Below are 18725 nucleotides of genomic sequence, written 5' to 3'. Positions count from 1 at the left end.
CCGATTTAAATGAGCCCACGCTGAATCAGGCCCTGATGGGCCGACAACGGGTCTTCGGCCAGGGACAAGTCAGCAATGGCGGCGGTTCTTGCGGATAACTCGGTGTGGTGAATACGCACCGTTGATCCGGCAATCATTTTTGGGCAGCTGACGCCATTCAAAAGTTTCGTCAGCTGCGAAAGATTCATGGCTTTGCTGGAATACAGCAGTACGCCGCGGGCTTGCAGGTGATCGACCGCCAGCGCAAGTTCGCCAGCGGGGAGCGGCCAGTCGAAGACTTCCACCGGGCAATCGACGCTGCTGATCAGCCAGGCCGTGAGCCACAGATAAGGCTCCAGCGGCAGGTCCGAGTGATTGATCAGCAGCAGCGGCGCGGTGCGTAACTGACGGTTGTTATGGTAGATCCTCGCGCCGAATTTGCTGCGCAACCAGGAATAAACAAACACCCGCTCCATCTGCGCGCCGAACTGGCCTTGCCAGCGTTGTTCCAGTTCCGCCAGCAACGGCATCAACAATTTTTCACACAAGGTGCGTGGCGGATACAGCGCCATCGCCTGATTCACCGTGTCATCAAGGGTGCGTTCGGCCAGCTGAGTGACCGCTTGCAGCAACGTCTGGCGTAGCACCAGCCAATCGTTCCCGATGGGATCGGTAAGCCCCTGAGGCGTGTCGAGCAGTTGTTTGACCTGGCTGACAGCCACGCCGCGATTGAGCCAGGTGAGGATCGTCAGGATCCGTTCAACGTGTTCGGCACAGAACAGCCGATGTCCCTTGGGTGTACGCTGAGGCACGATCAACCCATAGCGCCGTTCCCAGGCGCGTAAGGTGACGGCATTGACGCCGGTCTGCCGGGCCACCTCACGAATGGGCAGCCAACCAGCGTCCAGGGCTTTCTTGAAGTCGCTGCCAAGGTCTTCGCTGGCGCTGGTGTCCGGTGGATTTTTCATTAAATCGCGTTTCGCAGGCTGAGGTTTTCCGGGTGCGGTTGCAGGTAAACCTGTTGCGCAATGTATGGATCCGGGTGTTGGCGAAAGTAGTGTTTGAGCAGCGTCAATGGCACCACCAGCGGCACGATTCCGTGGCGATACTGGCCGATGACGTGCTGCACTTCCTGTTTGTCTTCAGGGCTGATGGCTTGTTTGAGATAGCCGCTGAGGTGCTGCAGCACGTTGGTGTGGGTGCGGCGTGTGGCGCATTTTTTCAGGGCTGTCATCAGCTCGCTGAAATAGCGCGGGCCGAACTCTTCGAGATCGGACTGGCCCATGTTGCCCAGTAAGTTGCCCAGGGTTTTGTATTGCACCGGGTTGTGGGCCATCAACAGGTATTTGTAGCGCGAGTGAAAGTCAGTGAGGCTGCGCCGGGTCAGGCCTGTGTGCAGCAACTGCTGCCAGGCGCTGTAGGCGAACACGCGGGTGAGGAAGTTTTCCCGCAGCACCGGGTCGTTGAGGCGGCCGTCTTCTTCCACCGGTAGATCAGGGTGCAAAGCACAGAAGGCTTGGGCGTAGATACCACGGCTACTGCCGTCCACTGGCGCGCCATTGTCGTGGTAGACCTTGACCCGTTCCAGCCCGCACGAAGGGGATTTCTGCATGAAGATATAGCCACAGATGTCGCCCAGCTCCATCGCCATTTTTTGACCGTACTCGGCCAGCGGCTGGGTGACGTTGATCTGCGGGTTGATCGTACCGACAGCCTCCGGATGTGCAGGGTTGCCGACCAGACGGATTGGTTGGCGAGGGATACCCAGGCCAATGGCGACTTCCGGGCACACCGGGAGGAAATCGAAATAATCGGTGAGGGTAATGCTGCACAGCTGTGATGCTTTGTGCCCGCCGTTGTAACGCACTTCGGCTCCCATCAGGCAGGCGCTGATGGCGATTTTGGGTTTCATGACTGTAAGGGGCATCGGAGCGCCTCGAATCCAGATCTGTACAGATTATTAGGTCTGTACAACATGACTTCATCATAGATTCAAAGGTGTACAAGTCAAATTTTTTGTATAGGTTTTTGCGGGGCTGCTGCCCATCTCGACAGCAGCGATAGGCTGGACTTGATTCAATTCACTGCAGGTGTTCATGCAGCCGGCGGGCTGCTTCCTGACCACTGAGCCAGGCACCTTCGACACGGCCAGACAGGCACCAGTCACCGCACACATACAGGCCCAGATCGGCATCGGCCAAGGCCCCCCATTCATGGCTGCTGGCCGGCCGGGCATACAGCCAACGGTGAGCGAGGCTGAAGGTTGGAGCAGGCATGGCGTCGTGCAGCAGTTCGGCAAAGGCACCATGCAATTGCTCGATCACCGCTTCCTTGGGCAGGTCGATATGCTGCCGGCTCCAGGCGCTCGTGGCGTGCAGCACCCAAGTGTCGAGAGTCGTGTCGCGTCCCGGTTTGCTGCGGTTGCGCGCCAGCCAGTCGAGGGGGCTGTCCTGTACGAAGCAGCCTTCGATCGGGGTTTCCAACGGTATTTCGAACGCCAGCGCGACGGCCCAGGTGGGTTCCATTTTGACCCCGGCGGCAGCCCCGGCGAGTTTCGGTGCAGTCGCCAGCAGTGCGGTTGCCTGAGGGGCGGGTGTGGCGATGACGACATGGCTGAACGGACCGTGAGTGAAACCCTCGGCGTCTTGCAGGTGCCAATGTTCTTCACCGCGATAGACCTCGGTGATGCGGCAAGCGAAATGCGCCTCCAGATCACCGAGCAGGCCGCGCGTGATCGCGCTCATGCGTGGCGTGCCGACCCAGCGGGTCTGTTCGTCCGGCGAAGGCCTGAGCTGGCCGCCGTGAAAGGTATAGAGCTGCGGCGTCCATACGGCGACCCAGTCGTTGGCTTGCCAGCGCTGGACTTCAGTGACGAAGCGGCGGTCGCGGGCAGTGAAATATTGCGCGCCCATGTCCAGAGCACCCGCATCGCTGCGCTTGCTCGACATGCGTCCGCCACTGCCGCGGCTTTTATCGAAAAGTTGAACGACATGCCCGGCCTCCGTAAGGGCCTGGGCGGCTGAGAGTCCGGCGATGCCGGTGCCGATGATTGCGATAGGTACAGTCATAGGGGCCTCGTTTACCTTTCTGTACAGACTACGCCGTGGTTCAAACCTGTACAATATTGTTTTTTGGTATAACTTTTAGCGTTCTCGTTCTGACAGCTTGGCCTATTGTTAAGCACAGAGCCTGCCCGATACCAAAGATCCCTGCTTATAAAAATAGACTAGTGATCAGGGTAAAACGCCACGCGAGGAAGATGTCATGCACATATTGCTGACCGGCGGTACTGGTTTGATAGGACGTCAACTCTGCCGACACTGGTTGAGCCAGGGACATCGCCTGACGATCTGGAGTCGCACGCCTGCCAAAGTCGCCAAAGTCTGTGGCACTCAGGTTCGTGGAATCGCACGGCTTGAGGACTTGGGTCAAGAACCGGTGGATGCCATTATCAATCTCGCGGGGGCACCAATTGCCGATCGGCTCTGGACGCACAAACGCAAAGCGTTGCTATGGAGCAGCCGGATCACCCTGACCGAAACTCTACTTTCTTGGCTCGAAAGCCGCGAGCAGAAACCGCAGGTATTGATTTCTGGCTCCGCGATCGGTTGGTACGGCGACGGTGGTGAGCGGGAGTTGACCGAAGAATCTCCACCGGTCATTGATGATTTCGCCAGCCAGTTGTGCGTCGCCTGGGAGGAAACCGCGCAGCGCGCCGAAGCGTTGGGCATTCGCGTGATCCTCATTCGTACCGGGTTGGTGCTGTCCGCCGAGGGCGGCTTTTTGTCGCGGCTGCTCTTGCCGTTCAAACTGGGGCTGGGCGGGCCGCTCGGCAATGGTCGGCAGTGGATGTCGTGGATTCATATCAAGGATCAAATCGCCCTGATTGATTTTCTTCTGCACCGCAATGAGGCCAGCGGTCCATATAATGCCTGCGCGCCCAAGCCGGTGCGCAATCGCGAATTCGCCCAAACGTTGGGTAGCGTGTTGCATCGTCCGGCGTTCATGCCGATGCCAACCCTCGTGTTGAAGGTGGGCCTGGGCGAGTTGTCATTGTTGCTGCTGGGTGGCCAGAAGGCCATGCCGGCTCGCTTGCTGGAAGCGGGCTTCACTTTCCAGTTCACCGATTTGCGCGCGGCGTTGGACGATCTGTCCAGCCGCCTTAAGAAATAGGACGTTGCATGACCGATCACGCGTTGCTTCTGGTCAACCTGGGTTCACCCGCTTCCACCTCGGTGGCGGATGTGCGCAGCTACCTCAATCAATTTCTGATGGACCCGTATGTGATCGACCTGCCGTGGCCGGTGCGGCGTTTGCTGGTGTCGCTAATCCTGATCAAGCGGCCAGAGCAATCGGCTCACGCTTACGCGTCGATCTGGTGGGCGGACGGCTCGCCACTGGTGGTACTCAGCCGTCGTCTGCAACGGGCCATGACCGCGCAGTGGACCCACGGGCCGGTGGAACTGGCGATGCGTTACGGCGAGCCGTCTATTGAATCCGCGCTGGTGCGGCTGGCTGCCCAAGGGCACAAAAAAGTGACTTTGGCGCCGCTCTATCCGCAGTTCGCCGACAGCACTGTGACCACGGTGATCGAAGAAGCCAAGCGGGTGGTGCGGGAGAAGAAACTCGACGTGCAGTTCTCGATTCTCCAGCCGTTCTACGATCAGCCGGAATACCTCGACGCCCTGATGGCCAGCGCTACGCCGTATTTGCAGCAGGATTACGATCACCTGCTGCTGAGCTTTCATGGTTTGCCGGAACGGCACCTGACCAAGATCGACCCCACCGGTCACCATTGCTTCAAAAGCGATAATTGCTGTCAGAACGCGTCATCGGAAGTATTAGCCACCTGCTACCGCGCTCAATGCCTGCGCACTGCGTCAGAGTTTGCCCGGCTCCTGGGCCTGCCGGACGGCAAATGGTCGGTGTCGTTCCAGTCGCGTCTGGGGCGAGCCAAGTGGATCGAACCCTACACCGAAGCGCGCCTTGATGAGCTGGCCAAAAGTGGCGTGAAGAAAGTCCTGGTGATGTGCCCGGCGTTCGTTGCCGATTGCATCGAAACTCTGGAAGAGATTGGTGATCGCGGGAAGGAGCAGTTCCTCGAAGCGGGAGGGGAGGAGTTGGTGCTGGTGCCGTGCCTCAACGATGATCCGCAATGGGCCAAGGCGTTGAACGCATTGTGTGAAAGAGCGCCGTTGGCGCTTTAAAAGCATCGCGGGCAAGCCCGCTCCCACAGGTATTACGCTGACCTTGTGGGAGCGGCGGTGCGGCGGTCCGACTTGCCCGCGATGGCGTTCTTGAGACCTGCTTAGATCAGCGGCTCTTCCGCCTTCTTGTGCTTCCAGCTGTCATGGCCCGGCAGCAACAGGTTCAGCGCAATCGCCACCACCGCGCACAGCGCGATGCCTTTGAGGCCGAAATCGTCCGGGCCGGTTCCTGTGCCGACCAGCACGCCACCAATCCCGAACACCAGCGTCACCGAAACAATCACCAGATTGCGTGCTTCGGCCAGGTCGATCTGGTGGCGAATCATTGTGTTCATCCCCACCGCCGCAATCGAACCGAACAGCAGACACAAAATCCCGCCCATCACCGGCACCGGTATGCTTTGCAGCAGGGCGCCGAACTTGCCGATGAACGCCAGGCTGATCGCAAAGATAGCCGCCCAGGTCATGATTTTCGGGTTGTAGTTTTTGGTCAGCATCACCGCGCCAGTCACCTCGGCGTAGGTGGTGTTGGGTGGGCCGCCAAACAGTCCGGCGGCGGTGGTGGCAATGCCATCGCCGAGCAGGGTGCGGTGCAGGCCGGGTTTTTTCAGGTAATCGCGACCGGTCACGCTACCGACCGCGATCACGCCGCCGATGTGCTCGATGGCCGGGGCCAGGGCTACCGGAACGATGAACAGAATCGCCTGCCAGTTGAATTCCGGCGCCGTGAACTGTGGAATCGCGAACCACGGTGCAGCAGCAATCTTTGCGGTGTCGACTACCCCGAAATAGAACGCCATGGCAAAACCCACCAGCACACCGGAGATGATCGGCACCAGGCGGAATATACCTTTGCCGAACACCGCGACAATCAGGGTGGTCAGCAGCGCCGGCATCGAGATCAACATCGCCGTCTGATAAGGAATCAGCTCGGTGCCGTCACCGGCCTTGCCCATCGCCATGTTGGCGGCGATCGGCGCCATGGCCAGACCGATGGCGATGATCACCGGGCCAATCACCACCGGTGGCAGCAGGCGGTCGATGAAGCCGGTGCCTTTGATCTTCACGGCAAGGCCGAGGAAGGTGTAGACGAAACCAGCCGCCATCACACCGCCCATGGTCGCCGCCAGGCCAAACTGGCCCTTGGCGAGAATGATCGGCGTGATGAAGGCAAAGCTCGAGGCGAGAAATACCGGCACCTGACGCCCGGTGACGATCTGGAACAGAATCGTCCCAAGGCCTGCGGTGAACAGCGCCACATTCGGGTCGAGGCCGGTAATCAACGGCATCAACACCAGCGCGCCAAAGGCCACGAACAGCATCTGCGCACCCGATAGCACTGTGCGCCAGAGCGGATCGTTGAACGCTTGCTGCATGCTCAAGCGTCCTTCTGCTTGGTGCCGAAGATCTTGTCACCGGCATCGCCCAAGCCCGGGATGATGTAACCGTGTTCGTTCAGTTTCTGGTCAATGGAGGCGGTGTAGATGGTCACGTCCGGGTGAGCCTTCCCCACAGCGGCGATGCCTTCAGGGGCGGCCACCAGGACCATCGCGCGGATGTCCTTGCAGCCGGCCTTTTTCAGCAAATCAATGGTGGCGACCATGGAGCTGCCGGTGGCGAGCATCGGGTCGATGATCATCGCCAGGCGTTCGTCGATTTCCGGCACCAGTTTTTCCAGGTAGGTGTGGGCCTGCAGGGTTTGTTCGTTGCGGGCTACGCCCACGGCGCTGACTTTGGCGCCCGGGATCAGGCTCAGCACGCCTTCGAGCATGCCGATACCGGCACGCAGGATCGGCACCACGGTAATTTTCTTGCCGGCGATTTTCTCCACCGACACCGTGCCGCACCAGCCTTCGATGTCGTAGCTTTCCAGTGGCAGGTCTTTGGTGGCTTCATAGGTCAGCAGGGCACCGACTTCCTGAGCGAGCTCACGGAAATTCTTCGTGCTAATGTCGGCGCGGCGCATAAGGCCAAGTTTGTGACGGATCAGCGGATGGCGGATCTCGAGAATGGGCATGGGAAAGGCTCCGGCGGCGGGCAAAAAAACCGGCCTAGATTAATCTATCCGAGGGTGTTGTCCTATAGACATTCAGAACGTTAGTCCACAAACGCTTGATCTGGCCTCGCTTGATGCGTACCTTTGCCCGCTTTTCCTCACTTAGTCCCCCCGTTACCACCCCCAGGAGAGCGCCATGTCCGCTGATCTCGAGCATATCCGTCAAATCATGCGAGAGGCTGACTGCCTGTACACCGAAGCTGAAGTCGAGGCGGCCATCGCCCGCGTCGGTGCACAAATCAACGATCAGCTGGCTGAACGTAACCCGGTGGTGTTCTGCGTGATGAACGGCGGGCTGATTTTCTCCGGCAAGCTGCTGACGCATCTGAACTTCCCGCTGGAAGCGTCCTACCTGCACGCCACCCGTTATCGCAACGAAACCAGCGGCGGCGACCTGTTCTGGAAAGCCAAGCCGGAAGTCTCGTTCATCGACCGTGACGTACTGATCATCGACGACATCCTTGATGAAGGTCACACCCTGGGCGCGATCATCGACTTCTGCAAACACGCTGGCGCGCGCGCCGTGCACACTGCCGTGCTGATCGACAAGGACCACGACCGCAAGGCTCGCCCGGACCTGAAAGCCGATTTCGTCGGCCTGCCGTGCATCGACCGTTACATCTTCGGTTACGGCATGGACTACAAAGGCTACTGGCGTAACGCCAACGGGATTTTTGCCGTTAAAGGCATGTAAACAGGATGACGGTCTGGGGGCGATTTGCCGTCAGGCGCGTTGAGGCTTGAATATAAGGCCTCACATCAGGATGCGTGCGCAGTTTGCTTGAACTGCGCGCTCAGTCCTGTCCGGCAAGCCAGCGTTCGCTTTTGCGTCGAGCCTGTTCCAGATTATTCACGTAGGCCAATTTGCGCTGTTCCCGATGGATGCCCGCGCGTCTGAGTTTCAGGCGTACCCGTGGAGCAGTTCCGACCAGAATCAGGCCGATGCCGTCGGTGCGGTAATCCCTGAGGATATTGTCGAAGGCCGCCAGCGCCGTCATGTCCAGCATGGGCACGGCACTCATCTCGACGATCACCACTTTGACCTCCGGGCTGAATTTGCGCAGCACGCCCAGGGCTTTTTCCGCCGCGCCGAAAAACAGCGGCCCGCGTATCGCATAGCAACGAACATGCTCCGGCATATCCTGCAAGGCTTGATGGAACTCGCGAGGCAGTTCGGCGGTGTCCGTGAGGTCGCTCATGCGTTTGATGAACAAACCGGCGGCCAGCAGCAGGCCGACGGCGACGGCCAGCACCATGTCGAACAGCACCGTCAGGCTCAGGCAGGTCAGCAAGACCAGCACATCGCTGCGTGGTGCAATGCGCAAGGTGTGCACGACGTGCCGGGCTTCGCTCATGTTCCACGCCACCATCACCAGCAGTGCCGCCAGCGCCGCCATCGGCAAGTAGCTGAACAGGGGAGCGAGGACGAGTATCGCCAGCAACACCACCGCACTGTGGATAATCGCCGCTAATGGCGAAAAAGCCCCGCTGCGCACGTTGGTGGCGCTACGGGCGATCGCCGCGGTGGCGGTAATGCCGCCGAACAGCGGTGCGACCAGGTTACCCAGACCTTGACCCAGAAGCTCGGCATTGGGGTCGTGTTTGCTGCCCGTCATGCCGTCGGCCACCACCGCGCACAACAATGATTCGATGGCACCGAGCATGGCGATGGCAAAGGCAGGCGCCATTAATTGGCGGATCAGGTCGTAAGACAGGTGCAGCGGCTGGCCGTAGGGCCCCGGCAGATTCCACGGCCAATCGAAGCTCGGCAGAAACGGCGGTATGCCGGGATGGCTGACGCCATCGACGATATAGCTGAAGCGCTCCCCCAGCGTCGCAACCGGTAACCCGCCGCTTTCCAGTGCCACCCCCAGCAATGCGCCGACGGCCAGCGCCACTAAATGCCCCGGAATCCTCGGCACAAAACGTGGCCAGACGATCAGCACCGCCAGGCACATGACACCGATGATCACGTCCCCCAGACGAGCGCTGGGTAACGCCTGGAGCAGCCCGCCTAATTGCTCGATGTAATGTTCGGCATGCCCGGTGGTACTCAGGCCCAGCAAATCCTTTAATTGAAGGGTGGCGATGACAATGCCGATCCCGGCGGTAAAGCCCAGAGTGACTGGATAAGGGATGTACTGAATCAGCCGTCCGGCCCGAATCAGCCCCAAGGCAATCAGGATTGCCCCGGCTAGCATGGTGCAGAGCAGCAGGCCACCCAGACCATATTGTTGCGTGATCGGCAGCAGTATCACCACGAATGCGGCTGTTGGCCCGCTGACATTGAAGCGCGAGCCTCCCGTCAGGGCGATCAGGGGCGCGGCGATCAGCACCGTATACAGACCTTGCTGGGGCGCTACCCCCACCGCAATCGCCAGGGCCATGGCCAGAGGGATGGCGATAATCCCGACCGTCACCCCGGCGCTGATATCGCCGCGCAAACGTCTGAGGCTATAACCTGCGCGCCAAGTCTGACGCCAGGCGGCGAATAACGGGGGCATGGAGAATGACATGGGTACTCCACAACAGAGGGTGCACTGTCGAAATGGGGCTGAAAGCTCTTTCAGTATGCCCAGCCTTGTCTTCCAGAGTATTGACCTGGATCGGTGATTCGCCGGGTAGTTCCTCATGCTAGAGTGCTCGGCCCCGCCCCCGGAGCCATCCATGAGCCTTTTGATCCGCAGCTGCGCCGCCCTGTTGCTGACCGTCAGCCTGCCCCTGGCCGCCACCCCGTCGCCGATGCATGCGCAGTTTTTGCCCCCGGACGACCTGACTCTGCGTGACGCCGAACCCGAGCAGCAGCAACTGTTGCAGATCACTGAGTATTCGGTAGTGATCGGCAGTCAGCGCCAGTCCAACCAACAGCCGATCCCGGTCACATCGCCATTGCTGATCCGCCTCAAGGGCAAATCCTTGAACAAGGGCGCGACCATCAGCCAGGTGCTGGTCAACTTCGATGGCGAAAGCAAAAGCTTGAAAAAACCGATCTACGATGAAAAAAGCAAAACCCTGACGCTCTATTACCCGTTGGCTCAGTACCGGGTGGTGATCGACTTGTTGCGCAATGACACGGTGTATTGCCAGTTCCTCAGTTACGCCAACGGCCATATCTGGGCCGATTTGCACACAGGCAGCGTTCGTCCGCGTTGAGCCTGGCGCCTGCGCAGGGGTAAACTGCCCGCCCCGTGAAATGTCTGCGAGCTGGAGTCGGCAATGCGTAAAGATAAGAAGCAAGTGATTGGTGACGAGATCGGCGATGAGCAGATCAAGCTGTTCCTCGATTTTGAGCCGGTCGACGCCACTTCACCGTCGCTGCACAAACTGATCAAGGCGTACCGTGGCCTGCGCATCGATGACTTCGAGCGTTTTCTGACATTCTTTGTTGAAGCCGGCTATGACCTGGATGGCAAGGATGAGCACGGCAATGACTTCGTCGCCCTGATCAAGGATCAGCGCAACGCGGCGGAATACATCGAGCTGATCAACAAGGCTCGCGGTTAGATCAAAAGACCAGGATCAAAAGATCGCAGCCTGCGATCTTTTTCCAAGACTGACGAAGATCCATAAAAAAACGCCCCGCCTTCAATGAGGACGGGGCGTTTTTTATGCGGCCGAATCAAGCGTAGCTTTCGGTCTCGTTACTGGCTTCAACCAGTTCCAGCGCGACGTTGTTGTGCGCATTGATCTTGCGATACAGCGCAGCGTCGGTTTCCAGAACCTTTTCCCGAGCCGGGAAGATTTCTGCCAGCTTGGCAGCCCATTCACTGGACGCTTTGTTCGGGAAACATTTTTCGATCAGCTCAAGCATGATCGAAACAGTCACCGAAGCGCCTGGTGAAGCGCCGAGCAGGGCGGCAAGAGAACCGTCCTTGGCTGCGACCAGTTCGGTACCGAACTGCAGAACGCCGCCTTTCTTCGGGTCTTTCTTGATGATCTGCACCCGTTGGCCGGCCACTTCCAGGCGCCAGTCTTCGGCTTTCGCCAGTGGATAGAAGCGACGCAGGGATTCCAGGCGCTGTTCCATCGACTGCATCACTTCGCTGACCAGGTACTTGGTCAGGTCCATGTTGTTTTTGGCCACGGCCAGCATCGGGCCGATGTTGCCGGCGCGGACTGACATCGGCAGGTCCATGAACGAACCGTGCTTGAGGAACTTGGTGGTGAAACCGGCGTAAGGTCCGAACAGCAGGGACTTCTTGCCATCGACCACGCGGGTGTCCAGGTGCGGCACGGACATCGGTGGCGAACCTACCGCAGCCTGGCTGTAGACCTTGGCCTGGTGGTGCTTGACCACTTCCGGGTTATCGCAACGCAGCCATTGGCCGCTAATCGGGAAACCGCCGAAGCCTTTGCTTTCTTCGATACCCGAAGCTTGCAACAGTGGCAGTGCCGCACCACCAGCGCCGAGGAACACGAATTTCGCATCGACGTCACGGCTATTGCCGCTGTTGACGTCCTTGATGCTGACGGTCCAGCCACCGTTGTTACGCTTCAGGCCAGTCACGCGCTTGCAGTACTTGACCTGGGCATCGGGTGCGCTGGTCAGGTGCTTGAGCAATTGGTTGGTCAGGGCGCCGAAGTTGACGTCGGTGCCGTTCATCACGCGGGTGGCGGCGACGACTTCGTCAGCCGGGCGGCCCGGCATCATCAACGGCATCCACTCGGCCATGGTGGCCTTGTCTTCGGTGTATTCCATGTCCGAGAAGGCGTGGTGCTTGCTCAGCGTCTTGAAACGTTCCTTGAGGAAGGAGACGCCGTCGTCGCCCTGCACGAAGCTCAGGTGCGGCACCGGGCTGATGAATGACTTGCACGAGCCGAATGTGCCTTTCTTGGTCAGGTAGGACCAGAACTGCTTCGACACCTCGAACTGGGTGTTGATGTGCACGGCTTTCTTGATGTCGACGGTGCCGTCGGCGGCCTGTGGCGTGTAGTTCAGCTCACACAGCCCGGCGTGACCGGTACCGGCGTTGTTCCACGGATTGGAACTTTCCGCGGCACCGGAATCCATCAGCTCGACGACTTCCAGCTTGATCGCGGGGTCGAGCTCTTTGAGCAGTACCGCAAGGGTGGCACTCATGATGCCGGCCCCAACCAGTACTACGTCGACTGCTTCGTTATGCGCCATTTAACGCGTCTCCAAAATCTGCAGCACCAAATTGTCGGCATAGCTGCCAGGAGTGACGGGGCGTGTCAGTGATGCCCCAGGTACCCATGGCCAGGATCGCCATGTCCGAATCTTCGCAATTTTTCGCAACTTCGACGGATGCATGCGGCCTGGCCTCAAGAGTCACATGAACTCATTTCGGCGCGCGGCTGGCAATTCGACTTATGGTCGAGACATCCGTTTGTGCAACCAAATCCGTAGCGGACAGGCTTCAGGCTCCGGTGTTCGAGGAATACTCGGTCCTGTGTCGTTGGGCTGTTGTAGACGCTAATGGTGCATGTTCAGACGCAAAACTATTCATTTGCTCGCCACACTCTTGTGAAGTTGTGAAAACCCGTTTTTTTCACGCTCTTTTGAAGACGTGAACCTCAAAAAAGGGCTGTCCCAGCCTGGCACCGTGCCCGGATGGATTGCCGCCATGGGATACATGACAAGCAAAACGGGCAAACAGCTCAGTGACCGAGCGTAATGACAGCTCTGCAGATTCGCGAAAAGTGGTGTTTTTGCTTAGGGAACAGCAAGCGCGCCAGCTTCACTCGATCTGTGTGGGCGGCTCTCTGTGGGCGGTGCGGGGGTGTCAATACCGAGGCATTAACGATGCTGCGAGGCCCGATCAGGAGACGTCCTTATAATCGGGGGGAGATTGTAACGAAGAAACGCAGGGAAATGGTCGTGTTTAATGACTTTTATTAGGCGTCCGGTCAGGTGGTCAACAGTTGTTGCGCCCGCGCACGTGGCTGGCGCTGGCTGACACGGGCGCTGGCGGGCAGGGGATGGTGCAGCCAGTTGAGGCGGATTTCTTCGATTTCGACCCAGCCATCGCCCATGGGCTGAAGGCTGCACTGTTTGAATGCCTGGCAACGGCCATCGCGGTCGAGCAGGGCAAAACAGCGATGCAGTGGACGTGGCGCGAACATCGAGATGAGAAAACGCATGGCAAAGTACCTTGTGGGGTGACTGCTGTGAAGGTTGCCAGTGAGCCATGACGTACATGTGTAAGGTCGGTGACAGATGTGTGACAGGAACCGCGCTGTGCCGGGTTTGTCAGAGATTTCAGTAATCGTTGCTGGACGCTAGTTCGCCGCAGTGGCGCACCGCTATACTGCGGGCCTGTTTGTGCCTGATTCTGGAGAGAAGAGCATGTTGCAACGCCTGTTGTTCGGTTTGATCACTGTGACCAGTTTGACCCTCGTCGGCTGCGCCCACAGCCCGCAACAACTGAACCCGGAACCCAAGCTGACGGCTCAGCTGGCGCCGGTCGGCCGTGGTCAGCCGGTGGTGGTGCGTGTGGTGGACGGTCGTCCGTCGCCAACGCTGGGGACTCGTGGTGGTCTGTATCCGGAGACCAGTGCGATCACTGTGCAGGGCGCGCAGATTCTGCCGAAGTTGCAGGCTCAGGCTGAAGCCGCCGTGCGCTTGCTGGGCTTTACCCCGACGGCCAATGCGCTGAATGCACCGCAATTGACCGTGACACTGGCCGAGCTGAAGTATCAGTCGCCCAAGGAAGGCCTGTATGTGACTGAGGCAACGATTGGCGCGACGTTCCGTTCGGATGTGCAGAATGCCAACCGCCGTTACAGCGGTCGTTACGGTGCGTCGCTGGATCAGCGTTTTGGCATGGCGCCGAATCAGGAAACCAATACCAAGCTGGTCAGTGATGTATTGAGTGATGCGTTGACCCGCTTGTTCAAGGACCCGACGATTGGTCAGGTGCTTGCCGAGTAACGGTTTGCGGCTTGTTTAAAGAACCCGGTGTCAGTGATGGCGCCGGGTTTTTTTGTGTTCGCAGATTCATTGTGGAGCGAACCTGCTCGCTCAGGAATCAGGCGCGTGGCGCAGGCTTCGACACGACGCTCAAGCCGCCTCCGAATAAAAATCCAGAACACTCACCCCCGTCAGCAAATCCGTCTCCGGCAAATCCGCATGTTGATGCCCGCCCAGCGCGCAATACACCAGCCAATGCCGGTCCTGTACGTTGAAGGCGAGGCTGCCGACTAAAGTTTGTTGTTCGTCGCTTTGGGCAATGAGGTAGAGGCGGTCCTGGTTTTCGGCGTGGAGCATGACGGGGTCCGTGTCGGTTTCGAGGGGCGACAGACTGGCGGATTCAGATGACGGCGCCGTGACACAGGACAGTAATCGGCTAAATGGTTTCGTTATTTGTCGGAAAGCCGGGGCAGGTCGGAGCGCTTTCGGTAGAATCCGCGCCGTGGTCGTCGGTCCGACGTCTGCTACACCGGTTTGCCTGAGGTTTTGTGATGTCGCTGCATTTGATTTCGCTCTTTACCGCTCATCCCGCCAAATTGATCAATTTGCTGGCCTTGCTGTTCGCCTTCCCGGGCGGCTGGTTGCTGCACGCCACCCGTCGTCGCGAACAACGCGCCCTGGCCAGTATCGAAGCGCAGCGCCAAAGTCGCCCCAGTGAAGAGCCAACGCTGGATTGGGCGACCCTGCGCATGAACCGGTTTTTCTACCGCTTCGGTTTCGCCTGCCTCGGGATGGCGTTGCTGGTGTCGTGGATCAGCACTCGCGTCTAAAGATCTGACATGACCCTGTGGCGAGGGAGCTTGCTCCCGCTGGGCTGCGAAGCGGCCCCACCCACCCCTTGTTGTGTCCGACACATCGCGAGCACTGACTTTACGACTGCTATGCAGCCGGGCGGGAGCAAGCTCCCTCGCCACAGGTGCCTGACTGTCCTGTCGCATCAAGACAAACAAAAACGGCACCCGAAGGCGCCGTTGTCGTATCCAACCAAAATCGCTTACAGCGGCAACCCGGCCTTCACCCGATACTGATTGCGCACCGGCGTCGCATATTGCAGCACCAGATACGGACGATGCTCCTCAGGGCAGGCATCCAGCCGACGCTGCCATTCTTCCTGAGCCTTGGCCAGTTCGTCCGCCGCAAACACCTCGGCCGCTTTCGGCACCTGCAGTTGCGGGTCGGCGTCTTTCCACTGCGCATACGCCAGGTAGTGCGCCGGGAACAACCGGTAACCGCTGAGGATCTGCTTGTCCATTTCGATCGCCAATTGCTTGGTGTCTTCGAACAGTTCAGTGATCGGCGCGGCGAAGTTCACGTGGACCCGGCCTTTGTAACCGGTGATGCCTTTGGCGATGCTGACGTCATCCTCGCCCGGCACCTTGGAGTAGCTGCCGGTGGTGGCGCGGATGTACAGCTCGCGGGCCTTGGCCTGGTCGCACGGGTCGTATTCGTAGCTGATCGACACCGGAGTGAGGTTCAGCGAGCGGATGACTTCGCCAAACGGCTCGTCCTTGCGGCTCATGTGGAACATCTTGAGGATCGCCGACTCGGTGCGGTCGTCGCCGTCCTTGGCTCGGCCTTCAGCCTGGGCGATCCAGATCGAGGCGCAGTCGTTGCGGATCGAGTGGTTGATGTACGCCGACAACAGCTGATACGCCGCCATTTTTTCCCGGCGACCGGTGATCGAGCGGTGCACGATGAAGCTCTTGTTCAGGCGCATCAAATCGCTGACAAAAGGCTTTTGCAGCAGGTTGTCGCCAATGGCAATGCGCGGGGTCGGCAGGCCGGCGTGGTACACGGCGTAGTTGACGAAGGCCGGGTCCATCACAATGTCGCGGTGGTTGGCGATGAACAGGTAGGCGCTGCCGGACTTGAATTGCTCCACGCCGGTGTAGGTCACCCCGTCCGTGGCGCGCTCGATGGTGTGGTCGACGTAAAACTCGACTTTGTCCTGCAAGGTGGCCACCGACGTGATGCCGGCGAACTCACGGCGCAGCCGATGCGCTATAAGAGGTTTGAGCATCCAGCCGAAGGCACCGGCATAGCGCGGGAAGCGGAAGTGGATGAGGATATCTAGAAACGCCTTGTCACCAAGTAACCGGTTCAGTACTGCCGGGACTTCGCTGTCGTCGTAAGGTCGGATGGCATCGAATTCGCCCATCATGCTCTCTTGTTAGAAACGGCTAGGGTAAGTAAAGGTTTTGATAAAAAACCAACGGGGCACGGTCTGAAAAGGTAGCCAGACGAAAATAGCCCTGCAAATAGACCGGCGATTATACGCACAAGTCACCCGGGAGACCGCGATGCTGGAAACCGAGCGCTATGAATGTCCATATTGCGGTGAAGAGGTCGAGGCTGTTCTGGACTTGTCCGGCGGCGATCAGACCTATATCGAAGATTGTCCTGTGTGTTGCCGTCCCATTACTTTTGTTTTGCAGACTGACGGTCATGAATGGTTGCTCGAAGTTCACAGCGAAAACGAGTGAGGGTCTATGCAGCGCATCTACGAACCGGAAAACCTGATGGAAGGCGAATTGCTGCAAGGCATGCTCGCCAGCGAGGGCATCGAGGCGCATCTGGTTGGGCGTGATTTAGTCGGCGGCACCGGGGAGTTGCCGATGTTTGGCCTGCTGGGCTTATCGGTCGATAACGATCAGGCCGAATACGCCCGGGAGCTGATCACCGCGTACAATGCCGCGCTGCCGCTGTCCGGTGATGAACCGGACAGTTTTCCCGGCACGCTGGTCTGTTAGGCTGACGTTCGTTTGATCAAGAGTCGTATTGCCCCATGTGTGGACGTTATGCCCTGTTTCGCTGGAACCCCGCTTTCGCGGCCCTGCCCGGATTCCCCGCCGATCAGCAGGCCCAGTGGAATATCTCCCCCAACGATTCGGTGTTGATGCTGCGTGCCGGCGCAGAAGGGCAGCGAGAGTTGGCCCGCGCCCGCTGGGGCCTGACGCCACCGTGGCTGACCGACCTGTCCCGCACCCCGGCCCATGCCCGCGCCGAAACCGTTGCCGAACAGCCGATGTTTCGCGAAGCCTTGCGCCTGCGTCGTTGCCTGCTGCCAGCCAATGGTTTCTACGAATGGCGCGGCACCACCCGCAAACGTCCGTACTGGCTGACCCCGGGGGAGGGTTCGGCGCTGTTCTTCGCGGCGATTTGGGAGGCGTATCCGGTGCAGGAGCAGGTGTGGTTGAGCACGGCGGTGATCACCCAGCCGGCTTCGAGTCAGCGTCGACCGTTGATTCTCGATGCGGCGGGGCAGGAAGCCTGGCTCAACCCCGAAACCCCGTTGCATGCCTTGCAGGCGTTGCTGGCCAGTGAGCCCGCGGCGTTGCGTGAGCGGGTGTTGGCGAACCTGGTGAATGATCCGAAGCTCAATGGGCCGGAGTGTTTGACGCCCGGCTGATCTGTTGTCTGGGCTGACGTCATCGCGGGCAAGCCAGCTCCCACAGGGATTTGTGGCGTTCACAAAACTTGAATGAGTCATTGCGGACCTATGTTCGGCCGTGGCGTGCTGTGAAATTTATCTTGGGTTGAAGAGTCTTATACGAAAGTGCGTGCTACACGTCCGTTGTATCTGGCGCCGATACAAATCCCCACCTAGGATACCCGGCATGTTTCCAGGGAGCTTCTTGATGAATAAGACATTGGTTTTGTGTGCACTGAGCGCAGGTTTGCTGCTCGCCGGTTGTCAGTCGGTCAACACCACCAGCGGTGGCGCCGTAGGGGTTGAGCGCAAGCAGTACATGTTCAGCATGTTGTCGACCTCCGAGGTCAATCAGATGTACGCCCAGTCTTATCAAAAGACCGTCGGGGAGGCGAACAGCAAAGGGGTGCTGGACAAAACCAGTAACGATGCGAAGCGCGTTCAGGCGATCTCCAAGCGGCTGATTGCCCAGGCGCCGGTGTTCCGTCCGGATTCGGCCCAGTGGCAATGGGAAGTGAACCTGATCAAGAGCGACGAGCTGAATGCCTCCTGCGGGCCTGGCGGCAAGATCATTTTCTACTCCGGGCTGATCGACAAGCTGCAACTCACCGACGACGAAATCGCCGCCATCATCGGCCATGAAATTGCTCACGCCTTGCGCGAGCACGGTCGTGAAGCGATGTCCAAGGCTTATGGTATCGAAATGGCCAAGCAGGGCGCCGGTGCGTTGTTCGGTCTGGGCGAGGGCAGCCTGGCCCTGGCGGACACCGTAGCCCAATACGGCATGACCTTGCCCAACAGTCGCAGCAATGAAAACGAAGCAGACTTGATCGGCCTCGAATTGGCTGCCCGCGCCGGGTACAACCCGAACGCCGCGATCACCCTGTGGAACAAGATGAGCAAAGCCTCGAATGGCGCGCCGCCAGAATTCTTGAGCACTCACCCGGCGTCGGCCAGCCGGATTTCTGCCTTGCAGGCGGCGATTCCGAAGGTGATGCCGTTGTACGAGAAAGCACCGAAATCCTGATAATTATCGGGTGAGGTTACTGACGCCTTCGCGAGCAAGCCCGCTCCCACAGTGAGTTTTTGGTGTACACAAAACTTGTGTTCACACCGATCAAA

The 18725-nt window shown here is 59.2% G+C and carries 21 protein-coding genes; 11 read left to right on the top strand and 10 right to left on the bottom strand.

The features are described from left to right. Window positions 1-5 precede the first annotated feature (5 nt). The 3 genes from KVG95_RS28765 to KVG95_RS28755 form a co-directional block, all read right to left on the bottom strand. Entirely contained in the window at window positions 6-947 is a 942-nt protein-coding gene (locus tag KVG95_RS28765) for a MerR family transcriptional regulator (RefSeq protein WP_217858844.1), read from the bottom strand. Further along, entirely contained in the window at window positions 947-1906 is a 960-nt protein-coding gene (locus KVG95_RS28760; RefSeq protein WP_217858843.1) for a YbgA family protein, read from the bottom strand. Before KVG95_RS28760 ends, KVG95_RS28765 begins: the two co-directional genes overlap by 1 nt. A 154-nt stretch (window positions 1907-2060) precedes the next feature. Further along, entirely contained in the window at window positions 2061-3047 is a 987-nt protein-coding gene (locus KVG95_RS28755) for an NAD(P)/FAD-dependent oxidoreductase (protein ID WP_217858842.1), read from the bottom strand. Window positions 3048-3243: 196 nt separating this feature from the next. On the opposite strand from KVG95_RS28755, the gene KVG95_RS28750 reads away from it, so the two are divergent. Together KVG95_RS28750 and hemH are read left to right on the top strand one after the other, a co-directional pair. Continuing rightward, on the top strand, window positions 3244-4152 hold the full coding sequence (locus KVG95_RS28750) for a TIGR01777 family oxidoreductase (protein WP_217858841.1): 909 nt from the start codon (window positions 3244-3246) through the stop codon (window positions 4150-4152). An 8-nt stretch (window positions 4153-4160) separates the two neighbouring features. Then, complete coding sequence (hemH, locus tag KVG95_RS28745; protein ID WP_052965787.1) at window positions 4161-5186, top strand: ferrochelatase; 1026 nt, start codon at window positions 4161-4163, stop codon at window positions 5184-5186. Between the two features lie 101 nt (window positions 5187-5287). Here the strand turns inward: hemH and KVG95_RS28740 are convergent, their stop codons facing one another. Then, entirely contained in the window at window positions 5288-6562 is a 1275-nt protein-coding gene (locus KVG95_RS28740) for a uracil-xanthine permease family protein (RefSeq protein ID WP_217858840.1), read from the bottom strand. A gap of 2 nt (window positions 6563-6564) precedes the next feature. After that, window positions 6565-7203, bottom strand: a complete 639-nt coding sequence (gene upp / locus KVG95_RS28735; protein ID WP_123359213.1) for a uracil phosphoribosyltransferase — start codon at window positions 7201-7203, stop codon at window positions 6565-6567. Window positions 7204-7378: 175 nt separating this feature from the next. Between upp and KVG95_RS28730 the strand changes: the two genes are divergently transcribed. Continuing rightward, window positions 7379-7936: a hypoxanthine-guanine phosphoribosyltransferase gene (locus KVG95_RS28730; RefSeq protein ID WP_052965782.1), complete on the top strand. Its 558-nt coding sequence runs from the start codon at window positions 7379-7381 to the stop codon at window positions 7934-7936. A gap of 100 nt (window positions 7937-8036) precedes the next feature. Here the strand turns inward: KVG95_RS28730 and dauA are convergent, their stop codons facing one another. Then, window positions 8037-9758 carry a C4-dicarboxylic acid transporter DauA gene (gene dauA, locus KVG95_RS28725; RefSeq protein ID WP_217858839.1) on the bottom strand — a complete coding sequence of 574 codons (1722 nt, stop codon included), beginning with the start codon at window positions 9756-9758 and terminating at the stop codon, window positions 8037-8039. Window positions 9759-9909: 151 nt separating this feature from the next. On the opposite strand from dauA, the gene KVG95_RS28720 reads away from it, so the two are divergent. Continuing rightward, the gene (locus KVG95_RS28720) at window positions 9910-10395 is read left to right on the top strand and encodes a hypothetical protein (RefSeq protein ID WP_217858838.1); all 486 of its coding nucleotides are present in this window, start codon (window positions 9910-9912) and stop codon (window positions 10393-10395) included. A 63-nt stretch (window positions 10396-10458) separates the two neighbouring features. Continuing rightward, window positions 10459-10746 (top strand): PA4642 family protein, encoded by a 288-nt coding sequence (locus KVG95_RS28715; protein ID WP_052965776.1) that lies wholly within the window; start codon window positions 10459-10461, stop codon window positions 10744-10746. A 115-nt stretch (window positions 10747-10861) separates the two neighbouring features. Here the strand turns inward: KVG95_RS28715 and mqo are convergent, their stop codons facing one another. Further along, the gene (mqo, locus tag KVG95_RS28710) at window positions 10862-12370 is read right to left on the bottom strand and encodes a malate dehydrogenase (quinone) (protein ID WP_217858837.1); all 1509 of its coding nucleotides are present in this window, start codon (window positions 12368-12370) and stop codon (window positions 10862-10864) included. Window positions 12371-13110: 740 nt separating this feature from the next. After that, window positions 13111-13344, bottom strand: a complete 234-nt coding sequence (locus KVG95_RS28705) for a hypothetical protein (protein WP_008012002.1) — start codon at window positions 13342-13344, stop codon at window positions 13111-13113. Window positions 13345-13549: 205 nt separating this feature from the next. On the opposite strand from KVG95_RS28705, the gene KVG95_RS28700 reads away from it, so the two are divergent. Next, entirely contained in the window at window positions 13550-14134 is a 585-nt protein-coding gene (locus KVG95_RS28700; protein ID WP_007905851.1) for a YajG family lipoprotein, read from the top strand. 129 nt (window positions 14135-14263) lie between these two features. On the opposite strand, the gene KVG95_RS28695 is transcribed toward KVG95_RS28700, so the two are convergent. Then, complete coding sequence (locus KVG95_RS28695) at window positions 14264-14470, bottom strand: hypothetical protein (protein ID WP_007939788.1); 207 nt, start codon at window positions 14468-14470, stop codon at window positions 14264-14266. Between the two features lie 194 nt (window positions 14471-14664). On the opposite strand from KVG95_RS28695, the gene KVG95_RS28690 reads away from it, so the two are divergent. Continuing rightward, window positions 14665-14943 (top strand): hypothetical protein, encoded by a 279-nt coding sequence (locus tag KVG95_RS28690; RefSeq protein ID WP_217858836.1) that lies wholly within the window; start codon window positions 14665-14667, stop codon window positions 14941-14943. A gap of 224 nt (window positions 14944-15167) precedes the next feature. Here the strand turns inward: KVG95_RS28690 and KVG95_RS28685 are convergent, their stop codons facing one another. Continuing rightward, the gene (locus KVG95_RS28685; RefSeq protein ID WP_217858835.1) at window positions 15168-16331 is read right to left on the bottom strand and encodes a 1-acyl-sn-glycerol-3-phosphate acyltransferase; all 1164 of its coding nucleotides are present in this window, start codon (window positions 16329-16331) and stop codon (window positions 15168-15170) included. A 142-nt stretch (window positions 16332-16473) separates the two neighbouring features. Between KVG95_RS28685 and KVG95_RS28680 the strand changes: the two genes are divergently transcribed. The 4 genes from KVG95_RS28680 (at window position 16474) to KVG95_RS28665 (ending at window position 18630) form a co-directional block, all read left to right on the top strand. Further along, complete coding sequence (locus tag KVG95_RS28680) at window positions 16474-16656, top strand: CPXCG motif-containing cysteine-rich protein (protein WP_052967976.1); 183 nt, start codon at window positions 16474-16476, stop codon at window positions 16654-16656. A 6-nt stretch (window positions 16657-16662) separates the two neighbouring features. Further along, window positions 16663-16923 carry a putative signal transducing protein gene (locus KVG95_RS28675; protein WP_038981600.1) on the top strand — a complete coding sequence of 87 codons (261 nt, stop codon included), beginning with the start codon at window positions 16663-16665 and terminating at the stop codon, window positions 16921-16923. A 35-nt stretch (window positions 16924-16958) separates the two neighbouring features. After that, window positions 16959-17582, top strand: coding sequence for an SOS response-associated peptidase (locus KVG95_RS28670; protein ID WP_217858834.1), 624 nt, complete (start codon window positions 16959-16961; stop codon window positions 17580-17582). A gap of 229 nt (window positions 17583-17811) precedes the next feature. Further along, a complete protein-coding gene (locus tag KVG95_RS28665; RefSeq protein ID WP_217858833.1) occupies window positions 17812-18630 on the top strand; it encodes a M48 family metallopeptidase in 819 nt (272 codons plus the stop codon). Window positions 18631-18725: the final 95 nt, after the last annotated feature.

Source organism: Pseudomonas farris, assembly GCF_019145235.1.
In the GTDB taxonomy this organism is placed as follows: Bacteria; Pseudomonadota; Gammaproteobacteria; order Pseudomonadales; family Pseudomonadaceae; genus Aquipseudomonas; species Aquipseudomonas farris.
The sequence above is the reverse complement of the archived record's forward strand: the minus strand, read 5'-3'. Positions and strand labels throughout refer to the sequence as shown.

Excerpts from the sequence above, each read along its gene's own strand:
- KVG95_RS28705 (WP_008012002.1), bottom strand. The coding sequence starts at position 13,344 with ATGCGTTTTCTCATCTCGATGTTCGCGCCACGTCCACTGCATCGCTGT.
- dauA (WP_217858839.1), bottom strand. The coding sequence starts at position 9,758 with ATGTCATTCTCCATGCCCCCGTTATTCGCCGCCTGGCGTCAGACTTGG.
- KVG95_RS28680 (WP_052967976.1), top strand. The coding sequence starts at position 16,474 with ATGCTGGAAACCGAGCGCTATGAATGTCCATATTGCGGTGAAGAGGTC.
- KVG95_RS28695 (WP_007939788.1), bottom strand. The coding sequence starts at position 14,470 with ATGCTCCACGCCGAAAACCAGGACCGCCTCTACCTCATTGCCCAAAGC.
- KVG95_RS28720 (WP_217858838.1), top strand. The coding sequence starts at position 9,910 with ATGAGCCTTTTGATCCGCAGCTGCGCCGCCCTGTTGCTGACCGTCAGC.
- KVG95_RS28665 (WP_217858833.1), top strand. The coding sequence starts at position 17,812 with ATGAATAAGACATTGGTTTTGTGTGCACTGAGCGCAGGTTTGCTGCTC.
- upp (WP_123359213.1), bottom strand. The coding sequence starts at position 7,203 with ATGCCCATTCTCGAGATCCGCCATCCGCTGATCCGTCACAAACTTGGC.
- mqo (WP_217858837.1), bottom strand. The coding sequence starts at position 12,370 with ATGGCGCATAACGAAGCAGTCGACGTAGTACTGGTTGGGGCCGGCATC.
- KVG95_RS28750 (WP_217858841.1), top strand. The coding sequence starts at position 3,244 with ATGCACATATTGCTGACCGGCGGTACTGGTTTGATAGGACGTCAACTC.
- KVG95_RS28700 (WP_007905851.1), top strand. The coding sequence starts at position 13,550 with ATGTTGCAACGCCTGTTGTTCGGTTTGATCACTGTGACCAGTTTGACC.
- KVG95_RS28675 (WP_038981600.1), top strand. The coding sequence starts at position 16,663 with ATGCAGCGCATCTACGAACCGGAAAACCTGATGGAAGGCGAATTGCTG.
- hemH (WP_052965787.1), top strand. The coding sequence starts at position 4,161 with ATGACCGATCACGCGTTGCTTCTGGTCAACCTGGGTTCACCCGCTTCC.
- KVG95_RS28730 (WP_052965782.1), top strand. The coding sequence starts at position 7,379 with ATGTCCGCTGATCTCGAGCATATCCGTCAAATCATGCGAGAGGCTGAC.
- KVG95_RS28715 (WP_052965776.1), top strand. The coding sequence starts at position 10,459 with ATGCGTAAAGATAAGAAGCAAGTGATTGGTGACGAGATCGGCGATGAG.
- KVG95_RS28765 (WP_217858844.1), bottom strand. The coding sequence starts at position 947 with ATGAAAAATCCACCGGACACCAGCGCCAGCGAAGACCTTGGCAGCGAC.
- KVG95_RS28670 (WP_217858834.1), top strand. The coding sequence starts at position 16,959 with ATGTGTGGACGTTATGCCCTGTTTCGCTGGAACCCCGCTTTCGCGGCC.
- KVG95_RS28740 (WP_217858840.1), bottom strand. The coding sequence starts at position 6,562 with ATGCAGCAAGCGTTCAACGATCCGCTCTGGCGCACAGTGCTATCGGGT.
- KVG95_RS28755 (WP_217858842.1), bottom strand. The coding sequence starts at position 3,047 with ATGACTGTACCTATCGCAATCATCGGCACCGGCATCGCCGGACTCTCA.
- KVG95_RS28690 (WP_217858836.1), top strand. The coding sequence starts at position 14,665 with ATGTCGCTGCATTTGATTTCGCTCTTTACCGCTCATCCCGCCAAATTG.
- KVG95_RS28760 (WP_217858843.1), bottom strand. The coding sequence starts at position 1,906 with ATGCCCCTTACAGTCATGAAACCCAAAATCGCCATCAGCGCCTGCCTG.
- KVG95_RS28685 (WP_217858835.1), bottom strand. The coding sequence starts at position 16,331 with ATGGGCGAATTCGATGCCATCCGACCTTACGACGACAGCGAAGTCCCG.